At 44.7% G+C, this 22507-nt stretch carries 23 protein-coding genes; 7 read left to right on the top strand and 16 right to left on the bottom strand.

From position 1 onward, the window contains the following. Window positions 1–134: 134 nt before the first annotated feature. Window positions 135–359: a helix-turn-helix domain-containing protein gene (locus tag MNQ98_RS07035; RefSeq protein ID WP_208915358.1), complete on the bottom strand. Its 225-nt coding sequence runs from the start codon at window positions 357–359 to the stop codon at window positions 135–137. Between the two features lie 278 nt (window positions 360–637). Between MNQ98_RS07035 and MNQ98_RS07030 the strand changes: the two genes are divergently transcribed. The 3 genes from MNQ98_RS07030 to nagA are packed head-to-tail and all read left to right on the top strand — an operon-like array spanning window position 638 to window position 3429. Then, on the top strand, window positions 638–1513 hold the full coding sequence (locus tag MNQ98_RS07030) for a MurR/RpiR family transcriptional regulator (protein ID WP_208915359.1): 876 nt from the start codon (window positions 638–640) through the stop codon (window positions 1511–1513). 3 nt (window positions 1514–1516) lie between these two features. Then, on the top strand, window positions 1517–2245 hold the full coding sequence (nagB, locus tag MNQ98_RS07025) for a glucosamine-6-phosphate deaminase (protein ID WP_241932557.1): 729 nt from the start codon (window positions 1517–1519) through the stop codon (window positions 2243–2245). After that, window positions 2242–3429: an N-acetylglucosamine-6-phosphate deacetylase gene (gene nagA / locus MNQ98_RS07020; protein ID WP_241932556.1), complete on the top strand. Its 1188-nt coding sequence runs from the start codon at window positions 2242–2244 to the stop codon at window positions 3427–3429. Before nagB ends, nagA begins: the two co-directional genes overlap by 4 nt. A gap of 68 nt (window positions 3430–3497) precedes the next feature. On the opposite strand, the gene MNQ98_RS07015 is transcribed toward nagA, so the two are convergent. The 15 genes from MNQ98_RS07015 to MNQ98_RS06945 form a co-directional block, all read right to left on the bottom strand. Next, window positions 3498–4538, bottom strand: a complete 1041-nt coding sequence (locus MNQ98_RS07015; protein WP_241932555.1) for a YhcN/YlaJ family sporulation lipoprotein — start codon at window positions 4536–4538, stop codon at window positions 3498–3500. 104 nt (window positions 4539–4642) lie between these two features. Next, window positions 4643–5656 (bottom strand): dTDP-glucose 4,6-dehydratase, encoded by a 1014-nt coding sequence (gene rfbB, locus MNQ98_RS07010; RefSeq protein WP_241932554.1) that lies wholly within the window; start codon window positions 5654–5656, stop codon window positions 4643–4645. Window positions 5657–5660: 4 nt separating this feature from the next. Next, window positions 5661–6218 carry a dTDP-4-dehydrorhamnose 3,5-epimerase gene (rfbC, locus tag MNQ98_RS07005; protein WP_241932553.1) on the bottom strand — a complete coding sequence of 186 codons (558 nt, stop codon included), beginning with the start codon at window positions 6216–6218 and terminating at the stop codon, window positions 5661–5663. 170 nt (window positions 6219–6388) lie between these two features. Continuing rightward, window positions 6389–7564 (bottom strand): ATP-grasp domain-containing protein, encoded by a 1176-nt coding sequence (locus MNQ98_RS07000; RefSeq protein ID WP_241932552.1) that lies wholly within the window; start codon window positions 7562–7564, stop codon window positions 6389–6391. Further along, the gene (locus MNQ98_RS06995; protein ID WP_241932551.1) at window positions 7561–8694 is read right to left on the bottom strand and encodes a DegT/DnrJ/EryC1/StrS family aminotransferase; all 1134 of its coding nucleotides are present in this window, start codon (window positions 8692–8694) and stop codon (window positions 7561–7563) included. Before MNQ98_RS06995 ends, MNQ98_RS07000 begins: the two co-directional genes overlap by 4 nt. 27 nt (window positions 8695–8721) lie before the next feature. After that, window positions 8722–9750 (bottom strand): glycosyltransferase family protein, encoded by a 1029-nt coding sequence (locus tag MNQ98_RS06990; RefSeq protein ID WP_241932550.1) that lies wholly within the window; start codon window positions 9748–9750, stop codon window positions 8722–8724. 18 nt (window positions 9751–9768) lie between these two features. After that, window positions 9769–10974: a glycosyltransferase family protein gene (locus MNQ98_RS06985; RefSeq protein WP_241932549.1), complete on the bottom strand. Its 1206-nt coding sequence runs from the start codon at window positions 10972–10974 to the stop codon at window positions 9769–9771. Between the two features lie 4 nt (window positions 10975–10978). Then, window positions 10979–11230, bottom strand: coding sequence for a FliH/SctL family protein (locus tag MNQ98_RS06980; protein ID WP_241932548.1), 252 nt, complete (start codon window positions 11228–11230; stop codon window positions 10979–10981). Between the two features lie 20 nt (window positions 11231–11250). Beyond that, window positions 11251–12576 (bottom strand): glycosyltransferase family 2 protein, encoded by a 1326-nt coding sequence (locus tag MNQ98_RS06975; protein WP_241932547.1) that lies wholly within the window; start codon window positions 12574–12576, stop codon window positions 11251–11253. Continuing rightward, window positions 12573–13628: a GT-D fold domain-containing protein gene (locus MNQ98_RS06970; RefSeq protein ID WP_241932546.1), complete on the bottom strand. Its 1056-nt coding sequence runs from the start codon at window positions 13626–13628 to the stop codon at window positions 12573–12575. Before MNQ98_RS06970 ends, MNQ98_RS06975 begins: the two co-directional genes overlap by 4 nt. Before the next feature lie 117 nt (window positions 13629–13745). Beyond that, a complete protein-coding gene (locus tag MNQ98_RS06965) occupies window positions 13746–14882 on the bottom strand; it encodes a glycosyltransferase family protein (protein WP_241932545.1) in 1137 nt (378 codons plus the stop codon). 31 nt (window positions 14883–14913) lie between these two features. Continuing rightward, complete coding sequence (locus MNQ98_RS06960; protein WP_241932544.1) at window positions 14914–15624, bottom strand: sugar phosphate nucleotidyltransferase; 711 nt, start codon at window positions 15622–15624, stop codon at window positions 14914–14916. 30 nt (window positions 15625–15654) lie between these two features. After that, window positions 15655–16383 carry a glycosyltransferase family 2 protein gene (locus MNQ98_RS06955; protein WP_241932543.1) on the bottom strand — a complete coding sequence of 243 codons (729 nt, stop codon included), beginning with the start codon at window positions 16381–16383 and terminating at the stop codon, window positions 15655–15657. An 11-nt stretch (window positions 16384–16394) separates the two neighbouring features. Beyond that, window positions 16395–17537 carry a glycosyltransferase family 2 protein gene (locus MNQ98_RS06950; RefSeq protein ID WP_241932542.1) on the bottom strand — a complete coding sequence of 381 codons (1143 nt, stop codon included), beginning with the start codon at window positions 17535–17537 and terminating at the stop codon, window positions 16395–16397. 4 nt (window positions 17538–17541) lie between these two features. Further along, window positions 17542–18288: a glycosyltransferase family 2 protein gene (locus MNQ98_RS06945; protein WP_241932541.1), complete on the bottom strand. Its 747-nt coding sequence runs from the start codon at window positions 18286–18288 to the stop codon at window positions 17542–17544. Between the two features lie 253 nt (window positions 18289–18541). Here MNQ98_RS06945 and MNQ98_RS06940 point away from each other — a divergent pair, with 253 nt between their 5' ends. From MNQ98_RS06940 to MNQ98_RS06925, 4 genes are all read left to right on the top strand, one after another. Then, window positions 18542–18943, top strand: a complete 402-nt coding sequence (locus MNQ98_RS06940) for a CHRD domain-containing protein (RefSeq protein ID WP_241933863.1) — start codon at window positions 18542–18544, stop codon at window positions 18941–18943. A gap of 224 nt (window positions 18944–19167) precedes the next feature. Beyond that, the gene (locus MNQ98_RS06935; protein ID WP_241932540.1) at window positions 19168–20079 is read left to right on the top strand and encodes a right-handed parallel beta-helix repeat-containing protein; all 912 of its coding nucleotides are present in this window, start codon (window positions 19168–19170) and stop codon (window positions 20077–20079) included. Window positions 20080–20185: 106 nt separating this feature from the next. Next, window positions 20186–21094: a right-handed parallel beta-helix repeat-containing protein gene (locus MNQ98_RS06930; RefSeq protein WP_241932539.1), complete on the top strand. Its 909-nt coding sequence runs from the start codon at window positions 20186–20188 to the stop codon at window positions 21092–21094. Window positions 21095–21339: 245 nt separating this feature from the next. Continuing rightward, window positions 21340–22275 (top strand): right-handed parallel beta-helix repeat-containing protein, encoded by a 936-nt coding sequence (locus MNQ98_RS06925; RefSeq protein WP_241932538.1) that lies wholly within the window; start codon window positions 21340–21342, stop codon window positions 22273–22275. Window positions 22276–22507 lie beyond the last annotated feature (232 nt).

Here is a 22507-nt window from a genome sequence, read left to right as displayed (position 1 = left end):
TTTATCAAATTTCTTTAATTGGTTTTCAATAAATTAATACATTGTTTGATCGATTTCCTCCAAACAAAAAAGTCTTCTTTTCCCGCATAGCGGATAAAGAAGACTTTCGTCGTGCAGGTCGATTTGCAAGGACGTTAGATCTTTAGCTCTCCCAGTTTGATCAATTCTACAACGGCTTGCGAACGGCCCTTGACGTTCAACTTTTGCATAACGTTGGAGATGTGGTTACGCACCGTTTTCTCGCTAATGAACAACTGCCCGGCGATGTCGCGAGTGGTTTTGTCCTGTACTAGCAATTCAAACACTTCGCGTTCACGGTGGGTTAACAAAAACTTGCTGCTATGGTCATTCCCCTTCAATGGTGTCACCCCTCCTTGCCCGGGTATGTGTGGTCTAACAAGGTTAAGGGATACAGTCAACTCATAGTATGTCAGAACAGGAGTGAAGGTGCGGAGTGTAATACAAATTGGGCTAAAATTCTGGACAAGAGGTTTTTTATCCTTGATTCCTTCAAATCCATCCTCTATGATGAGGATATAAAAATAATTTTCTTATTTAGTGGGATAATAACAAAATAATTTTCACGACAACATTTTCCAGTTCAATCACTTGATTCCACTATTAAAGGAGGCCTGTGATGGCACCTATCCTGCATATTATCGCCGTGGAAAAAGATCGCCTGCCCCGGCAGGAGCGGCGGCTTGCCGAGTTTATAATGGATGGCCCTTCAGAAATCGTTCATATGGGCATCAAGGAACTGGCAGACCAGTGCGATGTGAGTGCCGCAACCGTGACCCGATTTTGCAAACATTTTGATTGTAAAGGGTACCCTGATTTCAAGGTCAAACTCGCCGCAGAAATGGCCCATGCCGAAATGACATCACGTTCAGGCAATACAAGATATCAGGATATCGTGGCCGGTAACCCGCTGGCTGACATCGTACAGGCGATAGAAGCGAACCATATGACTTCGATACAGGATACGACCTCGCTGCTAGATTTAGGGCAGCTAGAACGTGCGGTTGACGTACTGTGCCGGTCTAAGCGTATTGATCTGTACGGTATTGCCACCTCATCTATTGTCGCTCAGGACTTTTACCAGAAGCTGATCCGGATTGGAAAGAACTGCACCGCATTTGCTGATTCGCATATGCAGATCACCTCTGCGTCAACCCTGACGTCTAACGACACGGCCATCGCTATTTCATATTCAGGTGAAACACCGGAAACGATCGATGCTCTGTCCTGCGCCAAGAATGCCGGCGCTTTTACGATTAGCATTACCTCGTACAGAAGCAGCGTCCTGTCGTCCTTATCTGATATTGCGCTGTATTCATCTTCCCTAGAGGAAGGTATGCGGCGCGGGGACATGGCTTCACGCATCGCTCAGCTTCATATCATCGATATTTTGTTTATGGGAATGGCCAGCCGGGACTTCTCCACCTATGTTCCCCGTCTGGAGCAGTCATATCATAATGTACAAAATTACCGCAAAAGCCGAGGAGGTCAATAATCAGTGAACATCTACATTTTCGAGAATGAAGAGGGCTTCGTACAAACCGCAGCCAATCAAATCACCAGCCTGTTGAATACTAATCCCTACGCCAAACTAGGTCTAGCTACTGGAAGTACTCCCGTACCACTATATGCCAAACTTATTGAGATGCATCGTCAAGGTCTCGTAAGCTTCGCTGGAGCAACAACTTACAATCTGGATGAATATGTAGGACTGCCGGAGAACCATGCGGAAAGCTACCGTACGTTCATGAACGAGAAGTTATTTAACCATATAGACATCAACATCGCACAGACGCATGTGCCTAACGGAAATGCAGCCGACCTTGAAGAGGAATGTCGTTCGTACGACCAGATGATGGAACAAAATGGTCCGATCGATCTTCAACTGCTTGGTATTGGCCACAACGGCCATATCGGCTTTAACGAGCCGGGAGATGTCCTTACTAGCGGTACGCATGTCGCCCCGCTGCAGGAGAAAACACGTACAGCCAACGCCCGATTCTTCCCATCAATCGACGATGTACCGACTCATTCCGTTACAATGGGTGTTGGATCGATTATGAAAGCCCGTCAGATCATGCTGCTAATTCGTGGTGAAGACAAGGCAGAAATCGCACAACGTGCATTAACTGGACCGATTACTACAGAGTGTCCGGCATCCTTGCTTCAATGCCATCCAAACGTAATTGTGCTGCTGGATCAAGGCGCAGGGAGATTTTTCAAATGAGCAGTGCAGCCGAAACCAAATTGACACTGTTGTATGGTAAAGTATTAACTCCTGAGGGCTTGCAGGAAAACGGCGTGCTCGCTATGCGCGGCGAACATATTGTATTTGCGGGTGAAGTCTCAGCTCTCCCTGCTGATCTTGATCAATCTGAAGCAACTGTAATCCGGGAATCCGATGGATATATAATTCCCGGTTTTATCGATATTCATGTTCACGGCGGTAATGGTGAAGATTTCATGGACTCAGATAAGGAAGTACTGGATACTATTACTTCCTATCACTGTTCACAGGGCACAACAGCTATGCTGGCCACAACCATGACAGCACCGAAAAAATCGATCGACTCCGTCCTTAAAGAAGTAAATGAATACCGCGAGCAAGGAATGCCTTATACTCGTCTGGAAGGAGTTCACCTGGAAGGTCCGTTTATCAGCCCTAAATGGCCAGGCGCTCAAAACCCGGAGCATATCGTCACTGCCAACATTGACTGGCTAGAGGAATGGGAGCAAGCTTACCCGGGTCTTGTAAAGCAAGTTACGCTCGCCCCTGAACGAGAAGGTGCGCTAGAAGCGATAACATGGCTCAAGAATCATAACATTGTGGCTGCTCTTGGTCATACGGATGCTTCTTATGACGAAGTGTTAAAAGCAATTGATGCCGGGTTAAGCCATGGTGTGCATACCTTTAACGCCATGACAGGGCTTCATCACCGTAACCCGGGTACTGCCGGAGCTATGCTCAGTGACGACCGCCTCAGTGCTGAAATCATAGCAGACGGCATTCACGTTCATCCGGCAGGTGTGCGCATTTTGGAACGGATGAAGCAAGGACAGAACCTGATCCTCATCACTGACGCGATGTCTGCTACTGGAATGCCTAACGGAGAATATACCTTGGGGGATCTTCCGGTTATCGTGAAAGATGGTGTTGCTACGCTGAAGGGCAACCGTGATAGCCTTGCAGGCAGCACACTGACGATGATCAAAGGCTTCCACTTCTTGATCCGCGAAATTGGACTTAGCATGGAACGTGCATCCGAAATCGCCAGCTTGAATCCGGCCAAACGGCTCGGTATCGACCACCGTACCGGTTCCTTTAAAGAGGGTTATCAGGCTGATATACTGCTCTTAAATTCCAACTTGGATATCGATGGTGTCTGGGTACAAGGAAATCGTAAATTTTAAGATTAAAAAGCTCTTGCCATTGCCGGCAAGAGCTTTTTTTTGCATTAAGATTCCAAGGTTAGCTTATATTATCGGGTAGGATAGTTGTTTACACCGTCACGTGGAGCGATACCATCACGTGGAGCGATACCGCCACGCACACCAGTATTCAAAGGGAAAAGACGGTTGATAAAGCCTCCAACATCGCGTGTAATATCACCCGTCGTTCTTGCCAAATTGTTAACAATTCCGCCTCCAGTTACATTGTTTCCACTATAACCGGTCGAATGGTTGTAGAAATCAGAATCTGAGGATACATATACCTGATTACAAGAAGGAACTGTGCTACGGATTTTGCTGTCTATAGCTTGACGGATATCATGAGGAACGTTGTTCTCGTTAGTTACATTTGTGTTACCGTCCGTACCGCTCATCATACCATATCGCCCAGTTGTGCCATCTGTACGATGGGTTCCCATTAAGCCTGTACGGTTCGGTCCCATTGTATTAAAACCTCTTACGCCAAAAGTACCGTTTCCGGTAGTACGACCTAACCCTGTGTTGTTATCAAGTGTTCCCGTTGAATTTGTTCCCGATGGATGCATCGCCGATGGATTTGTCATCGTCCCGGATGGATGAGTTCCCGGATATGTTCTCGTTGGATTGGTTAATCCACGCAACAGCCCCATACTGCCTGAGCCGGTAGTGCCATAAGCACCGTCGTTACGGGTTCTAGTGGTCCCGTACGTTGAAATTGGACCCGTTCTTCCCGTGCTCATCCCGGTCATATTACCGTCAGTTCTGTGTTGATTGTTAAGTGACAGCGCCACATATGCCTTATTATTGGCAACAAATACATGCGCATCCCGCACACCTTTAACTTTTGAAACTTTACTGGACAGTGTTGGGCTGTATTTCAAATTCGTTAAATCATGCTGTGTACCATTGTAGTTATGGGTTCTCAGGTTGTTGGTTCCCAACATGTTAACGCCGGTACGCCCAGTATTTTTCGTGGTAATGTTATTAGTACGTGTTGTGTTCCCAGCAGGAGTACCGCACCCCGCTAGCCCGGCAATACTGACGATCATTGCGGCCGACAGAGTTAAGCTGAGGGCTTTGGATTTGATCATGATTCATCCTCCATCTCTATAATAGGTGTGTACTGACACCGTATAGGATGGCCTTGGTTATAAAACGTATGCTGAAAGGTTTTGGCATTGGCCTTACTTATCCACTATCCCCCACCTGTTTTGTATTTCTTATCGACATGGTTCTTATAATCACCTGAGATCACTTGGTCCAGCCATGCAACGTTATCCTGATACCAGCGAATTGTGTTTCGAATGCCGCTTTCGTAGTTGTACTTCGGAGTCCACCCAAGTTCCTCTCGAATCTTATCCGCATCAATGGCATATCGTCGATCATGGCCAAGACGATCCGCGACATGGCGAATCAATGATTCCGGTTTGTTCAGCACTTCCAATATGGTACGAATAACCTGCAAATTATTTCTTTCATTATGTCCGCCAATATTATATATCTCTCCATCCTTCCCCTTGCGTAAAACCAGATCAATCGCTCGGCAATGATCTTCCACATACAACCAGTCACGAATATTCATCCCATTGCCGTAAACCGGAAGTGGTTTGTTTTGCATTGCATTGTATATCATAAGGGGAATGAGTTTCTCCGGAAATTGATAAGGACCATAATTGTTCGAACAACGGGTAATATTGACTGGTAAACCAAACGTTTCATAATAGGCACGCACGAGTAAATCTGCGCCTGCCTTACTTGCAGAATAGGGGCTGTTTGGCTGAAGCGGCGTATCTTCGGTGAATACACCGGTGTCTCCCAGTGTCCCGTATACTTCATCTGTTGATACCTGAACAAATTTGCGGAGGCCGTACTCTTTAGATAAATCCAGAAGGGTCTGAGTCCCTAACACATTGGTTTTGACAAACAATTCGGGCTGTACAATACTCCGGTCAACATGCGATTCAGCTGCAAAATTGACAACCGCATCAACCCCCTCCTTGAAGAGAGGCTCTAATGATGCCCGATCAGCAATATCTGCCTTCACAAATCGGTACTTCGAGTGTGGTAAAATGTCCGCCAGATTATACAGATTCCCAGCATACGTTAATAAATCCACATTAATCATTTCATCTTGCGGATATTGAGCCAGCATATAGCGAATAAAGTTACTACCTATAAATCCCGCTCCTCCGGTTACAATAACTTTCATATCCTCACCCTTTGTAATCAAAATTGTTCTCTGCCGCCACTAAAGGCGGATGCTTCGAATCCTTATCTGAAAGAACAGGTTTATAAACGGGCCATTCGATGTTCAAATCTGGATCATTCCAAGCGATTCCGCGATCATGTTCAGCCGAGTAATAGGCATCAACCTTATATAGAACTTCACAATCGGGCACAAGAGTGCAAAAGCCATGGGCAAACCCTTGAGGAACAAGCAGTTGCCGATAATTGGATGCAGACAAAACAAAGCCTTCCCATTGGCCGAAAGTAGGCGAACCTTTTCGAATATCAACAATGACATCAAAGATCGCACCTCTCGTCACGCGAACCAGTTTTGTTTGCCCTTCAGGAGCCAGCTGATAATGAAGCCCTCTAAGGACTCCAGCATCGCAGGACAATGAGTGGTTATCCTGAATAAAGTTATAACCAATGCCAGATTGCTTGAGTGTATGTTCGTTGTAACTCTCTAAAAAGAATCCACGATGGTCGAGATGAACCGTCGGTTCAATTAATTTTGCACCTTTCAGCTTTGTATCTATGATCTTCATTATTTTCCTCCGATGCAGTTAGTCATGTATCACCTGTCGGTTCATAGCGGTCTAACACCCTTGTAAATATCATATGTCTGATTTATGTGCCGAGTATAGGCAGAAGGGGAACCATTTACGTGAAAAAATCCCGATCATCATTGAGAGGATCGAGATTTCATTGTTTATCATCACTTTAATTGTACATTTATATTTCCTTTAACTTCATTCAATCGATTCATAACCTCATCTAAACGGCCGCCTTTGACGATTATTTGCCCGATCCGATCCGTACCCACTCGGAATTTGTTTATTTTGTCACCTATATTGTAATCAAAAGATATTTGAATAATATCTTCATGACTAGCGTTCCCATTCACAAGTTCAGTAATTTCACCCTCCTTGTCGGATAACAAGAGTTCACAGGCACAGGGTTGAAAAGACTGGACAGAAAAAATAGGGTTCATATGGAGAGCAGCCCTAACCATCTGTTCATAATAATCGAATCCATAAAAAGTAGACACTAGTTCCGGCAAACAAGTTGCTCCCGCTCTACCCCCAATTTCAAGAACAAACACCTTTTCGTCTTTTAAAATAAAATCTGCATTAATCGCGCAATTATTTAGTTGCAGCGCCAGAATGCTTTGCTTTAACTGAGAGAATAGATCCTGCCCCACCTCATCTGGTAACTCGTAAGGTACATAATGACCGATAGGCACACCGGCGTCTCCATAAAACATAAGATCGCCGTGAGGCATAATAAATTGAATCTCGTTATTATACACAAAAGCTTGTGCTCCAAACTCGGTTCCTTCAATAAATTCTTCAACGATAAAAAAATCGAGTTTTGTGTCTCTTCTCACTTTTTCGTATGCGTAATCCACTTGTTCTATATCCGTTACCTTCACAATCCCCTTACTCGCTCCACTGTCTACAGCTTTGAAAATGAGAGGCAGCGACAGTACTTCGAAGGCAGCATAAGCCTCCTCTTTATTTTTGACTTTTACAAATTTGGCGGTCCTCACGCCATGCTCCATAAAAGCCTGTTTCATTTCCCATTTATTTGACGATAGCTGGGCAGACTCGTAATTCAAACCGCTAACCCCGATTTCATCAACTACCTTGCCAATCGACTTTACAGCCACATCCGTACCTGTCGTACATATTCCATCGATTCCTTCAAGTCGGGCGATTTCCGCTACTTTATCTGTATCTGTTGTATCCTCATAATAAACTTTATCAGCCCAAGCAAATCCTGGGTAGTCTCCCTGCCTACTCAGAACAATGACGTACAATCCCATCTTTTTTGCTGTTTTAATTAAGGGAAGCTGGGAGATGCCTGCACCTAATACCATCAGTTTTTTCATGGTTTAAACTCCCTGATGCGGCTTATGATCCGTTCTTGGTCTTCTTCTGTTACATTCGGATGAATAGGAAGGGTGAGAATGCTTTTCCAGATTTCAGAGGAAAGCGGAACGATCGCTTTTAAATGGAGATAGACTGGATGAAGATGACATGGATAATAATGAACACCTGTAGCGATGTTATGTTCTTGCAGATGAGCAATCAAACGATCTCTCAAGGTTTCATCCTTGAATTTAATCTGGAACAAATGCCATGCGCTTTTCGTATCCGTTTGTTCCTGAGGAAGTTCGATCCACTCCAGATCTTTCAACTCCGACTGATAACGTTCAGCTATTTCCCTGCGTCTTCCGTTTAACTGATCTAGCTTACCCAGCTGAACCAGCCCAATGGCCGCCTGCATATCGTTCATATGATATTTGTATCCTACCTTATCAACGAAATACTGCCAGGCGTACACTTTTTCACTGGAGGACCGTATCCATGTATCACGTGAAATACCAACCCATCTCTTCTCGCGAAGTTTCCGATTCATCCACTCTGTATTGCAAGTGATAGCCCCGCCTTCACCGCTGGTCAAATTCTTAACCGCGTGGAAGCTGAAACAAGTAATCTCGCTGGTCGATCCGATTCGTTTCCCTTTATATTCTGCACCGCAAGCATGCGCGGCATCTTCCACCACCTTGATTCCCTTCGATTGTGCTAACTCATGTATTGCGTCCATGTCGCAAGGGTGCCCCCCCATATGAACGACAATAATAGCTTTGGTCTTATCCGTAATTTTCCGTTCAATATCAGCTGGAGATATATTCATTGTAGATCTGTCGATATCTGCAAAAACCGGAGTTGCACCAACATAACTCACAGCGTGAACCGTGGATATGAATGTGATCGAAGGTACGATGACCTCATCACCGGGCCCGATTCCTAAAATATCCATAGCCAGATGGAGTGCAGCCGATCCGGAATTGAGTGCCACCGCAAAACGGCTGCCAACAAACTTGGCAAACTCTTGTTCAAATTGTTCGGTTTTAGGTCCAAGACCAAGCCATCCGGAACGTAAAACTTCCGTTACCGCGTCGATTTCCTCTTGGCCGATGCTTGGTTGAAGAACGGGTATCAGTTTATGATCCAAGTGAACCTCTCCTTTCGTTATCCCCAGTTATTCCGACATAAAAATTTGTGAACGCCACCGCTCGGCACAAGCTTCCACCGAGAAATTTTCCCAGGCTACTTTTTCCGCATGATCTGCAATGTTTTGCCGCAGTTCCGGCTGTTCGATCAGCTCGACTATAGCGTTATACCACTCTTCGCTTGTTTCCGAGACAATCAGACCACTTTCTTTGCCCTGAACCCATTCTTCGTATGCCGGAGAGGAAGTGTAGATGCCCGGGATTCGGCAAGCCGAATATTCGCGGAATTTATTATTGCTCTTACAATCGTGCAGCAGTGTTCGCTCGAGCGGTGCCAATCCAATATCCCAGCTTGAACGATAAAGACGTTTCAGAAAATTTTTATAATTTTCATCATAAGGTTCTGTGGACACCTGTGGTTTATCTGTAAGTTCTTCCGGAGCGTATCCACAAAACTCAATTCTTACTTTATCCCCATACTTCCTTATGACCTCATCAAGTGCCTTAATAACAGGTTCGAAGGCCACCGGTTTTCTCCCACCTTCATAACCAATAACAATTTTGTCCTCTGCTTTTCTGTTCTTTTTCAATCCGGATAAGATCGAAAAATCAACACTTCCTGGAAAATATACAAGTTTATTCGGTTTAAAATGCGTGTCGAGATGTTTTGCAAAGAAACCCGAGGCGACTTTTACGATTTGAGCGTTTTTAAGAAACTTGACATACGTCTTTCTTCGCGACGATTCATGGTAATATCTCCCCATATCCGAAGTAGGGGACATGGCTAAGAAATGATCGTCGATGGCATACACTGTTTTTTTTCCCATCTCACGGGCCATTTCAAGAAGTTTATACGCTTCTGGCTGAACCGTGCGAAAGAAGATGACGATATCCGCTGCTCCTAGTCTTGATTTGTCTACATCATTATCTGATCTGACATCAAACTGGCATACTCCGTTTTGTTCAAGATGCCTGAGCGGCTGCTCAATGCCAATTTTATATGATGCGATTTTTTCCGATCCGATGATGAGTACGTTTATATCTCCTCTTCTTCCCATTCTTAATCACCCCCTAATTTATATTTTAAATATAAATCTCTTCCAGTTATCCAGACACGTATGCAGTGAAAAATGCTGTCTTACCGCCATCCCCGCATTTTCCTTGATACGCTGCCTCATTGGCGGATCTTCAATCATAGCCTTGATCCCTTCATACCAAGCCTTCTCGGTATGTTCAACGAGATAGCCTGATTCACCTTGGGTGACCCAAGGAACATAAACAGGCGACTTTGAATAAATCCCCGGAATTTGGCAAGCGCCATATTCACGGAATTTATTATTCGTTTTCCCCTTGTTAAAAGAGTTGTTAGCAAGTGGGGCTATCCCTATATCCCAATTACATCGATTCAGTTCCTTCATGAAATCCTTGTATTCCATACCTCCCCCTTCATATTTAACGCTTGGATGATTGACAAAAGACTGAGGAAGGTAACCGAAAAACTCCAGCCTCACAAATCCCCCATAGTAGTCGAGAATCTTGTTCAGCGCTGGTATGACGGGAGCAAAATCCTCCTCTTTTTCTCCCCCAGCATAACCGATTACAATTTGTTCCCGCTCTCGCTCCACCCTACGCTGTTGATCGAGCCAGTCAAAATCGACACTGCCTGGAAAATATATAACATTCTTATTGAATCTTTCCTGAATATAGGTGCCGAGATCCGGGGAATCTACTTTAATGGTCTTCGCGTTTCTTAAAAACTTGATAAACGTCTCTTTCCTGGCCGGATCGCAATAGTATTGTCCGACGGGGGTTGTCGGTTGAATTTCCAGAAAATTATCATCGATTACATACACGGTTCGCTTCCTGAGTTGATGGGCCAACTCCAGCAACGTATAGGCCGAAGGTTCAACATTGCGGACAAACACAATTGTGTCAGCAGCGGCTATCATTTCTTTACTCACTTCATGCTCCAACTTCATGTCATATTGTAAATTCTCACGTTTTTTCAAAGCACTAAAAGGTTGGAGAACCCCAATCTCAAGGGAAGGAATCAATCCGGCCGCGATCACAAGAACATCTATTTTGGGCAGGTCAGACTCGATAACTGTCACTGCGTGATTAGAAACGACTTGGGCTGCTGTGCGCCCATGCTGAAAACCTTCCTCTCTTCCTCTTTGAAAACCGTCGATACGTCCTTTTTGATAAGCATTTAGGGTAACAGCGGGCTGTTTCTGTTTCATATGGCGGCGTGTTCTAGTCCTCTGTTTTTTTCTCAGAGCCATCTTATCATTCTCCTTTATAAGCTTCTTGATGGCCGGCGTCCATACCCTCCGTATAGCCAACGTTAAATCCTTCATTGTAAGCTTCATCAAACCCCTTGTCATAGGATTGATTGTAGTCAACCGCTTGATGCTCAGGTGTGACTATATTCAGTCTTCTTCCCGATACCGCCCTCCTTCTTCCGGTCAATCTCCTTCCTTTTAACACTCTTCTTTTCGATCTAAACTTCACGTTACGGCTTTTTTTACCTCTTCTCATAGATTTCACCCTCTACTCATTTAAATGTTATCTGCCTTAATCACCGGAGGCGGGATAACTGGTGCCCCCTCCTCGTAATCCCCAAGTTCATGAAGATTCACTGACAACGGTTGATAGGAGTCCATGTGCCAAATAACTGATGTGTGTCGATTGAGAAACCGATGCAGCTTATTCCCTTTACGCTGAAATACACTGCCATCCCGCACTTTCACAAGCCTGCCTTCTATATCCCAGTCGTCATGGAATGAATCATACATTGCCTTCTTGCGACGATTCACTTCCTCCATAGAGATGGTTTCACCAAGATGCCAATTCCGGAGATCAACCTGGGATACCCGAACGGCCTGAATTCCGCTTGCTCCATCAATCGGATAACGGCTCCCTTTCTCTATCCAATACTTTCTCGAACCAGCTCCTTGCACGATCACACAGGTTGGGTATGAATCAATGGTTTGAAGGTTTGAGTTATCCATGTTACGTTGCCAATCAAGAAGCAGCATGCCATGAGGATCACTCCATTTATTGGAGTAAAAGTTCAGATTGTTAGCATACACTTGATCAAACCTGGAATTTAATGATTTCATACTCACACTGCCGTAATGATGGATAAAGGTATCTTTTGCGATAATAAGCTGCATTCCCAAAAGCCGGGCACGCAGTCCATAGTCGTCATCTTCACAATTCCCGATTTCAAAACCTTCATCAAAATAACCTAATCGGATAAAATCTTTCCGCCGGAGCAGCATGCAAAAACCTGTTAATCGGTTTGTTACGGACCAGCGCCGAGCATCAGATTGATTGTATAATTGAGAAAATTGCTGCATCTCCTCTGTATTCGTGTAACTGACATCGATTAATTGATCCCCACTGATGTAATTCGTCACAGGTCCGACAATTCCGGACTGTGAATTACTGAATAGACAGGCAAGTAAGTTGGACAGCCAGTTCGTGGTAACGACAGAATCATTGTTCAAGATCATCAAAGTTGTTCCCTTTGCCATCATAAGCCCCTGGTTTACTGCCCCCGCAAACCCCAAATTTTCTTCATTGATCCGGAATCGGACCCCTTGAGCCGACTTAAGATACTCTGCGGTTCCGTCAACAGATGCATTGTCGATAATAATCAATTCATATGGCTCATTTGTATATCGGAGAATGCTTTCGATACACTCCTTCAAATAATGAAGCTGATTATAAGTTGGAATGATGATGCTCGTACCTTCAAAGTAAGTTGTGCTGCGGGTGGCTCCCTCTGTTTTTCCACGCCTGTACCCATCCGCGTAACCAGTATCAAATCCTTTAAGATAGCCGTCGTTGTACCCTTGATTGTCATGCACCCTGTTCATAAGACTGACTCTCCTTGAGCTAATGAATCAGCCAGATGTCCGAAGTCAAGTGCAACTTTGCCTAACTCAGAAGCAATACGCTGAACGATAATTACAGCCGGAATGCCGGCTCCGACGAGTGCAATATCAAATTCACGGGCAGCGGATATTTCTTGCATGACTCTCTGGATATCCCGTATTCCATCCACAGGGGTAACGACACCAGTCACACGGACACCGTTGTCTTCAAGTACCTTCGAAAGCCCAGGAGCTGAGTTTCCCACGATTAGGACACGATAGCCCGCAAGGATCCCCCGAATAAAACCTTCCAGATGCAATGCATAGTTAATTGTCGATAGAGTCAATTTCAGGTTTCGGTAATCAATGTGATGAGCTTTCAATACGGAAAACGCAAGAGGTTGAAAGTTGGATAGTCGCAGTTTTGGAATTCCTACAATATCTGCTTTTCTAATAGCCGCAGCCAGCATATCCCGGGCCGCAAGATCCGGTAAATTCACACCGGAATAACTTAAAAAATGTCCTTCTTTCCGCACCTCTTCCTCACTCATCACAACTTCCTGTGCCAGCGTCAGCAATTCTCCATCTCCCAGGCGAATAACAGACAAGGATGAACGCTTTTTCAGAGCCCCCTTAATCTTCCCGGCAATTTCCGAGGCACTGAGAAGTCTATAATTGTGCGAACTCATGTGCTTCATGCCAACTTCGATAATCTGTCGAACTGAAATTCCGGGGAGAATCTCGAGTTCTGGGAGGATGGAGTCCACAATACCCTCTCCTCCGTCATACAATCCTTTTTTGTACTCATCGTCGGAGCTTTCATGTACGACTTTGTCCGGAACCGGTTGCATCACCGGCACGGTCTGCATCATCGGTACGGTTTGCATAGCCCTTATCCACGCCTCGTCATAACCGGAATCGTAACCTTGGTTAAACGAAGCGGACGCTTGCTCCAACAACTTCTGTTCACAATCACAATCGGATGGTACGAAAACTTTGCCGGAGGATGTTCTCCGTCGCTTGCTGAATTCTCGCTTAAGAATGCGTTTCTTCACTTGCTTTTTCCTTATTTTCCCTAAGCGCTGTCGTATGGTGATCACCCCATCTTACGCTCAATATATTCTTTGTAATGAATTAGGAAACGGGTATACCCATCCATTTTCACCTATCGATTAAGGAAAAATAATATCTAGCATGGAGGTCAATCTTTTATGGTAGGTATGATCTCTTCTCGTTCTCATCAAGCTGTTAAAGGCCATTTGTTGTCGTTCTTCTTCATGCTGCAGATAATATTCAATCTTTTCTACCAGCTCATCATAAGAACCATAGGTTCCAATTTCAGTTCCCATGGAATATAACTGACCTAGATCCTGACGTACATCGGACAATTGAAGTGTGGCGCAGCCGGCTATTTCAAATGTTCGTGGATTGACGGAATGAGCTGGTATTTTGTAGCCATTGGCATTAATCGTATCGTCATCTGCTGCGCGGTGAAGGTTAATTACTATTTTCGCTCCATTGTAATAACTAGCCGTATCTTCAGGAGTCATCCAATCGCCAAGCTTGATTTTTTCAGAAAGGAGGGAGTAGTTTTGCAGCCGATCCCACCACCATCCGGAGATAACCACCTTTTTATTTTTTAAAAACGGGGCGAGTCGATCGATTGCCTCTACCCGGTTCCAAAATGCTGTCCCAATAAAACAGATGTCGGATTGATAAGAAGTGGGTACGTGTTTGGGGTGAAAAACATTCGGATTAACCGCGAATGGAAGGTGATAAACCTGCTGACATCCTAACTTTCGGTAAAAGGACAGGCAGCTTGATTCAAGCGTGAAAATATAATCGTATCGGGGCGCAATCGATACCGTCCAATCCGTGTAGTACGGATCGTCGGTAAACCAGACGGCCGTTCTAAATCCGTTTTGTCTGAGCCTCTTGACGGTATCCGCTTCCAGGACGACTCCATTCAGGACGAGCACAAGATCGGGTTGCACTTTTTTAGCCAGAGCAACCACGTCTTCCGAAGGATTAGCAACCGTTATCCTTCGGACTAAATCTTTAAAAGCGTCTATTACCGCCTGGTCCAGCGCCGGATACGGAACGCCGATACCCGCGGTCACATAGAGAATATGGAGATCCCTAACGGGTACTTTGTTCTGCGGTAGTGTGCGTAGAGCGGCTTCGGAAAATCCGATCCGGTATCCCTCTCTGCGTCCCTGTTCGAAACCATCTTCGTATCCTTTTTGTTTCGCGGACTGCTCCGATAACCACGCTCCCTGTTGTAACAAATTCACTTCTGTTGTTTGCATGCAGTCAGGCCTCCGGTATCATTCATTTCTTTCACTTCATGAGCCGGTTGCTGGCTTGATGCAAGGACTGGAAAGTTCCTGCATCCGTCCACCATCCGTCTAAAACGTCATAGGCAAGTTGTCCCTCAGATGCATACACGTTGTTAACATCGGTGATTTCCAGTTCGCCGCGACCAGAAGGTTTAATGCTCCGAATCTTATCAAAAACAGCGGTATCATACATATAAATGCCGGTTACACAAAAATCGGATTTGGGCTCCGCAGGCTTCTCTTCAATCATTAAAATTTTATTTTCTTTCAGAATAGGAACTCCGTATCTCTTAGGATCATGTACTTTTTTCAAAAGTACCCGAGCTCCCTCTGCCTGTTCGCGAAAGGATTTAACATACGTTGTTAGAGGATCCTCGAACAAATTATCCCCGAGAAGTACAACGAATTTTTCATCCGGCTTCATGATAGGTTCGGCGAGTGACAACGCTTGGGCAATTCCGCCGGCCTCTTCCTGAATTTTATAGGTGAGTCGAACTCCCCACTCCTTTCCACCGCCCAACAGTTCAGTGTATAAACCTGCAGAATGCTTGCCAATCACCAATAGAATTTCTTCGATACCCGCACTTCGCAACTTCTCTATCCCGTGACAGATCATCGGAAAATTTCCGACAGGCAGTAAATGTTTATTTATGATTTTTGTCAGCGGGTAAAGACGGGTGCCGGTACCTCCTGCCAGTATGACGCCCTTCATATAAACCTTCCTCTCTGCAAAGAAATCGACCTATACATAAATCGTCGGGTCGATTCCCCATTTATCCATAAATTTTTGGCGATTACGCTCAATGAGGCTTTCCACCTTGCTCACATCCTGTTTGCCGAAGCTGGCACTTCCATGATGAAAAATAAATACGTCACCCGCGATTCTGAACGTATATCCTGCTTGCCTCGCCCGATAACAGTAATCATCGTCTTCAAAATGACCGGGGGAAAACCGTTCATCCAGCAATCCGATTTGATCCATTAACTCCCGTTTAAACAAAAAACATAAACCGACTATGCGATCCACCTTAAGCCACTTTCGGGAATCCGGCACATTCAGCTGTTGTGCCATCTCCTCCACATTGGTATACGGCATATCGATCTGTTGCTTGCCGCTTGCATAATTCGTCAGTGGCCCGACAATGCCGATGTCTGCACTACTGTGTAGACAATCCAGCATATTTTCCAGCCAATTCCGTGTAACGATAACATCATTATTTAGAAGAAGGAGCGTATCACCGGTAGCGATTTTCAATCCTTTATTGCACGCTGCAGGAAAGCCAACATTATTAGCGAGTGAAATGAACGTAATTCCCTCCTGCCGGCATACATCGACAGTTCCATCGGTTGAGCCATTATCGACAACTATGATTTCATACGGTTTTTCTGTATATCGTCTAATGGAATAAACACAATCCTTAAGATATTCCCTTCCATTATAAGTCGGGATAATAATACTCGTTTTTCTCATGCCATCCACCTTCATACCTTGGTTATTTGGCGGTGTCTGATCTGGTCCTTGAACGATAACCTTGAGCCTTTCAAGTCAATTGCCGTTTTTAAAGCTTCGATATGGTCTCCAATGATCATGTCAGAAACGGCATTATAGGGACCAACATTTCTTGTTCTAAGCCGATTTCTTGTAATCACATCCACACTGGCGGGTGCGTTTATGGACAATCCCTTTTCTATGGCTATGACCTGCGCTTTCGGAGGGACTGCCAAGTTACCATATCCGATTATACGTGCTGCTTCCTTCCTCATTGCATGTGGGACCGCAGTCAGCGAATTCGCCTCGAGATCCTCCCTGGACATCGACCGGTTTATAAATTCCTTGACTGTGGTCACGTAATCTCGACCGGAGAATAATCCAATGTAAGGAGAGATATTGTTCAATGCAATATCCATTCCTCTTTCAATGGCATCAATGAAAGGTACGAGATGCTCCGCCAGCACCGGAAAATCACCGTCCAGAAATAGTAAAATATCAGAATCGGCCAACTTTGCCCCTATCGCTCTGCCAACATCGTGACCTAAAGCTTGTTGGTAATGAATGATTACTGCATTCGATTGATTTCGGATCATTTCAAAGCTCTCATCCGTCGATCCGTTCACAACAAAAATAATTTCATGCAGCGTCATCCGATGCAGCTGTTCAATCACTTGAAGAATCGTATCTTTTTCATTCATGACCATGACGATTGCAGCTACCGTTTTATCTGTCGGAAGTAATACACGATTACCGAAATACACTTTTGAATGTTTACAATATCCCTCCGCAAATTTGGCAGCGGTTGCGTAGTAAACCGGCCACGGAAGTGGTTTTACGGACTGATACCAGCGATTCCAGCTCTTATTTACTTGTTGATAAGGACTCATCTCCTTCTCAGCCGAGCGTGAGCTCTCTTCTGCGGTTGCCGCCTGATAACCCGCTGTATAAGCTCTTTCCTTCCAATAGTTCGAGACCCTTTCTGTATTTAATTGCTTACTTGAGGTTTGACGAAATTCGGTTTCATGATCGTAGTTCCGCTTTTTCTTCCTGATTGATTTTTTAGGTGGTTTGAATTTTCTTCTAAAGGAGTTTGAGAAGCCCTTCGCTATTCGTCTCCGTTTTCTGTTTGCCATAAGGTCACCACACGCTCTCTCTGTTACGTGTCAGATCTGACCGATTGCCCCGCACACCAGACTTTGAGATAAACCAATCTATCGCCTCCAAATGATCGCCAACGATAAGTCCCTCAAGCGGATCATTTCCTTTGGTTCTTCCTCTTCTAGGATTGGTTTTCCCTACATCGACCTCATGGACACCGCGTACGTTCAAGCCTTTATATATAGCTATGGCCTGAGCTTTCGGAGGAACAGCTAAATTGTCGGTACCAATCTGATCCCTTGCACGACGGCTCATTGCATGCGGGATCGTGGTTAAGGATGCGCCTTTCAACCCGGGATTCGAGACCAATATATTTAACGCATGTTTGGCAAGTACAACACTGTGGACGTGCGTCTTGCCGATCGGTCCCAAATACTTATTTAAGGCCACATCCACGCCATTTTCTACCGCTTTCGTCAAAGGCATGAAATCCCTTGTCTTAATAACGATGTCAGCATCGGTAAACAGCAAAATCTCACCCTTAGCCTCTCCGGCACCGACACTTCGCCCTACATCCTGCCCAAGTGCATGCGGTAAACAGATGACTTTCGCACCGATCCTCTGTGCAATTTCAGCCGTACCATCTGTGGAACCGTTCGCAACAACGATGACCTCTGTCTCGGGATGTACCTGATAAGCTTGATGGATCACGGCTGCAATGGTCTTCCTTTCGTTCATGGCAGGAATGATGACTGACACCTTAGGGTTCTCTGCGTTTCTGATCATGAACGGATATTTCCTTGTCTTTGATCTCTTTGCGGGGCGCGCAGGAATTCGTTTCGACATGTTTCTCACCTGCCAAGTTTGTTTTAAAGTAAACTTCTCCCCTCATTTTATGTATAGGTTATTTTCCTGTAACGGCATTCGTACCTTAAGGCGAAATAAAACGAATTTAGTAAATATACCCGTAGACCAATAAACATACCATTCTATTTTTCTCGAATAGAATACAGCATCACTAGAAGGGGAGTGAAGACTTATCAGAACATTCAGAGCAACATTATTAGGCCGTAACGAGGTACCACCTGTAAGAACGATAGCCTTTGGAAATGCGGTTTTTCAGGTCAACAGAACGGGTACCCAACTGCGATTCAGACTTGTGGTCAATAATATTAACCGTGTAACCCAGGCTCATATTCATCTTGGAAGAGTCGGAGAAAATGGTCCGATTGTCGCCTTCTTGTTCGGTCCATCCAAATTCGGCATATCCGTAAGACGTGGAGTTATTCGGGGCGTCCTGACAAACCAAGATTTGATCGGTCCTCTGCAAGGCAGAACGATTCGTGATCTGGTCCGTGAACTCGAACGAGGTAATGCTTATGCTAATGTGCATACCATCCAAAATCCGGACGGGGAAATTCGCGGACAGATTCGCCGGTAATAGATTTCCTGCTGAGTCAATTAATCCTCCAAAACCACAGTTACAAAGGTAATGGAGGTTTTATTTTGGCAGTAAGATCATATGATCCAACCTATCTTTTCTACCTAAATTTCTAAAATGTACGTTTCGTCTCATCCTTCTGCCTGTACAAAACTCTTTCCCTTTGCATTAACTGTTAATAGATTAAGAAAATCTTAATCAAGTCTATTTTAGGAGGTAGATTAATGGCCACAATTTCAGTCTTCCCTTCACCAACAGGAACACCGATTGCAAGTGGGGTAGCTCAAGCCGTTGCCGGCGATGTCGTAGTCGTGTATGACGGGACGTATCCGGAGCCAGCAGTCACGATATCCGTTTCCAATGTTAAAGTGGTAGCCAAAAATGAAGGTAAAGCGGTACGCGAAGGATTCGGTGGTATAGCTAGTGCTTTCATCGTTACAGCAGCTTCAGGCGCCGAAATTAACGGATTCGTCATTCGAAACTACACCGCGGACGGTATTGATGTTACTACCGGTTCGAATCACCGCATTATCGGAAACACTGTCTATAACACACTTGGTATTGGTATCGACCTTGCTACTGGTACCGGACACTTGGCTTGGAGAAACAATGTACAAAAAGCAGGTGGTGCTGCAGGTATTAATGTAGCGAGCGCCAGCAGCTGGATTGCACAAAATGTAGCCTACGAAAACACAGGACCAGGAATTTTGTTGTCTGGCGCCAACAACGCAGCTGTCGGTAATGTCGTTTCTGAAAATGACAGTTACGGCATTTCAAGTACCGCAGCAAACAACTTCATTTATGGTAACACAGTTTCGCTCAACACAACTGCTGGAGTGAATGTTACCGCAGACAATACTGTGCTGCTCCGCAACTTGGTGAAAAAAAATACAGGAAATGGTATCACAGCCGCTGGTACGAACGGATATTTGGGAGGAAACGATTCGGATGAGAACACCCAAACCGGTATTAGCATAACCTCAAACTTTAACAGTCTGGAGTTCAATGAAATGGAATTCAACCAAAACTTTGGGCTGACCATTTCAGGCAATGAAAATACCGCATTCGGAAACCGGTTTACAGGCAACCAGCCTACTCAAATCTCTATCACAGGTCTGGATAACAATTTATTCTAAAAGCTTCTTGTCTTAGTCAATCAATCTGCTTGCTCTCTTCCCGAGAGCAGGCACTTTTTTTGCAGCGAAAAAATCTTTATCCTTTCTGTTTAAGGAGGTAGAAGTAATGTCCACGATTTCAGTCTTTCCTTCACCAACAGGCACGCCGATTGCAAATGCGGTAGCTCAAGCCGTTGCCGGTGACATTGTATTAGTGCACGACGGAACGTATACGGAGCCAACGGTTTCGATATCCGTTTCCAATGTCAAAGTGGTAGCTAAAAATGAAGGTAAAGCAGTGCGTGAAGGATTCAATGTTGTGGCTAGTGCTTTCATTGTCACAGCTGCAACAGGCGCCGAAATTAACGGGTTCGTCATTCGAAACTACACCGCGGACGGCATTGAAGTTACTAACGGTTCGAATCACCGCATCATTGGAAACACTATCAACAATACGCTTGGTATTGGCATCAGCGTTAATCTTGGTACCGGACATTTGGTCTGGAGAAACAAGGTACAAAATATTGGGGGTTTTGCAGGTATTTATGTAGGGAGCGCTAGCAGCTGGATCGCTCAAAATGTTACCTACAATAACACAGGACCAGGCATTTTGTTGAACGGTGCAAACAACGCGGCTGTCGGTAATGTTGTTTCTGAAAATGACAGTTACGGCATATTAAGTAGCGCAGTAAACAGCTTCATTTATGGCAACACAGTTATGCTCAATACAACTAGTGGAGTAGTTGCCGCAACAAGTAATGTTCTGCTCCGCAACTTGGTAGAAAAAAATACAGGAAATGGTATCAGCATCACCGATGCGAACGGATTTTTGGGAGGAAACGATTCGGATGAGAACACCCAAACCGGTATTAGCATAACCTCAAACTTTAACAGTCTGGAGTTCAATGAAATGGAATTCAACCAAAACTTTGGGCTGACCATTTCAGGCAATGAAAATACCGCATTCGGAAACCGGTTCATAGGCAACCAGCCTACTCAAATCTCTATCACAGGTCTGGATAACAATTTATTCTAAAAGCTTCTTGTCTTAGTCAATCAATCTGCTTGCTCTCTTCCCGAGAGCAGGCACTTTTTTTGCAGCGGGCGTTTAACGTTAATCAACGGTTTAGAACGATCTAGTTAACCTATCTTTTCTATCAATTAATATCAAAATATACGTTTCATCCCATCTATCTGCCTGTACATAACTCTTATCCAATGCATTAACTGTTAATAGATTAAGAGTATCCTTAATCTATTCTATTTAAGGAGGTAAAAGTAATGACCATTATTTCAGTTTTCCCTTCACCAACAGGCACGCCGATTGCGAATGCGGTAGCTCAAGCCGCTGCCGGCGATGTCGTAATAGTACACGACGGAATATATCCAGAGCCACAGGTCACAATATCCGTTTCGAATGTCAAAGTGGTAGCTAAACATGAAGGTGGAGCGGTACGCGAAGGATCCAATGGGGCAGCTGCTGCCTTCATCATCTCTGCTGACTCAGGGGTCGAAATTAATGGATTCGTCATTCAAAACTACATCGCTGCCGCTGCTGGTATTATTGTTGTTACGGGTACAAATCACCGCATAATCGGGAATACCGTCAACAACACGCTTGGTGCCGGCATCAACCTTAATGTTGGTAGCGGACATGTGGTCTGGAGGAACAGGGTACAAAATTCAAGTGGCGTTTCAGGTATTTTTATAGCGAGTTCCAGCAACTGGATCGTGCAAAATGTATCCTACAAAAATACAGGCACAGGTATATCGCTTGGTGGATCAAACAACGCGATTGTCGGTAATGTTATTTCTGAGAATGGCAGTCCCGGCATATCAAGTATCGGAACAAACAACAATTTCATTTATGGCAACACGGCTACGCTCAATTCAATGGGTGGTGTGAGTGTTACCTCAGCGAGTGCTGTTCTGCTCCGCAACTTGGTAGAAAAAAACACAGGAAATGGTATCACCGTCGCCGGTGCAAACGGATTTTTGGGAGGAAACGATTCGGATGAAAACACTCAAACCGGTATAGCCATAAGCTCAAACTTTAACAGTTTGGAATTTAACGAAATGGAATTTAACGAAATGGAATTTAACCAAAACTATGGACTGGTCATTTCAGGTAATGAAAACACTGCATTCGGTAACCGCTTCAAAGGGAATAAGCCTACTCAAATATCGATCACGGGTCAGGATAACAATTTGTTCTAAAGCGTTCATAATCAATCCAGACCGATCCACGCCAACCTATCACTTCTGCCAGTCATTTCAAAATGTGCATTTCATCTCATCCATCTGCCTGTACAAAATACTTTCCCAATGCATTAACTGTTAATAGATTAAGAAAATCTTGCTCATCAATCCAAGGAAGCAGATGCATGGCCACTATATAAGTGTTCCCTTCACCAACAGGTACTCCGATTGCGAGTGCGGTAGTTCAAGC

This window comes from Paenibacillus sp. N3/727 (assembly GCF_022637315.1).
In the GTDB taxonomy this organism is placed as follows: Bacteria; Bacillota; Bacilli; order Paenibacillales; family Paenibacillaceae; genus Paenibacillus_AQ; species Paenibacillus_AQ uliginis.
Note: the sequence above shows the minus strand (reverse complement) of the source record. Positions and strands in the feature narration are given on the sequence as shown.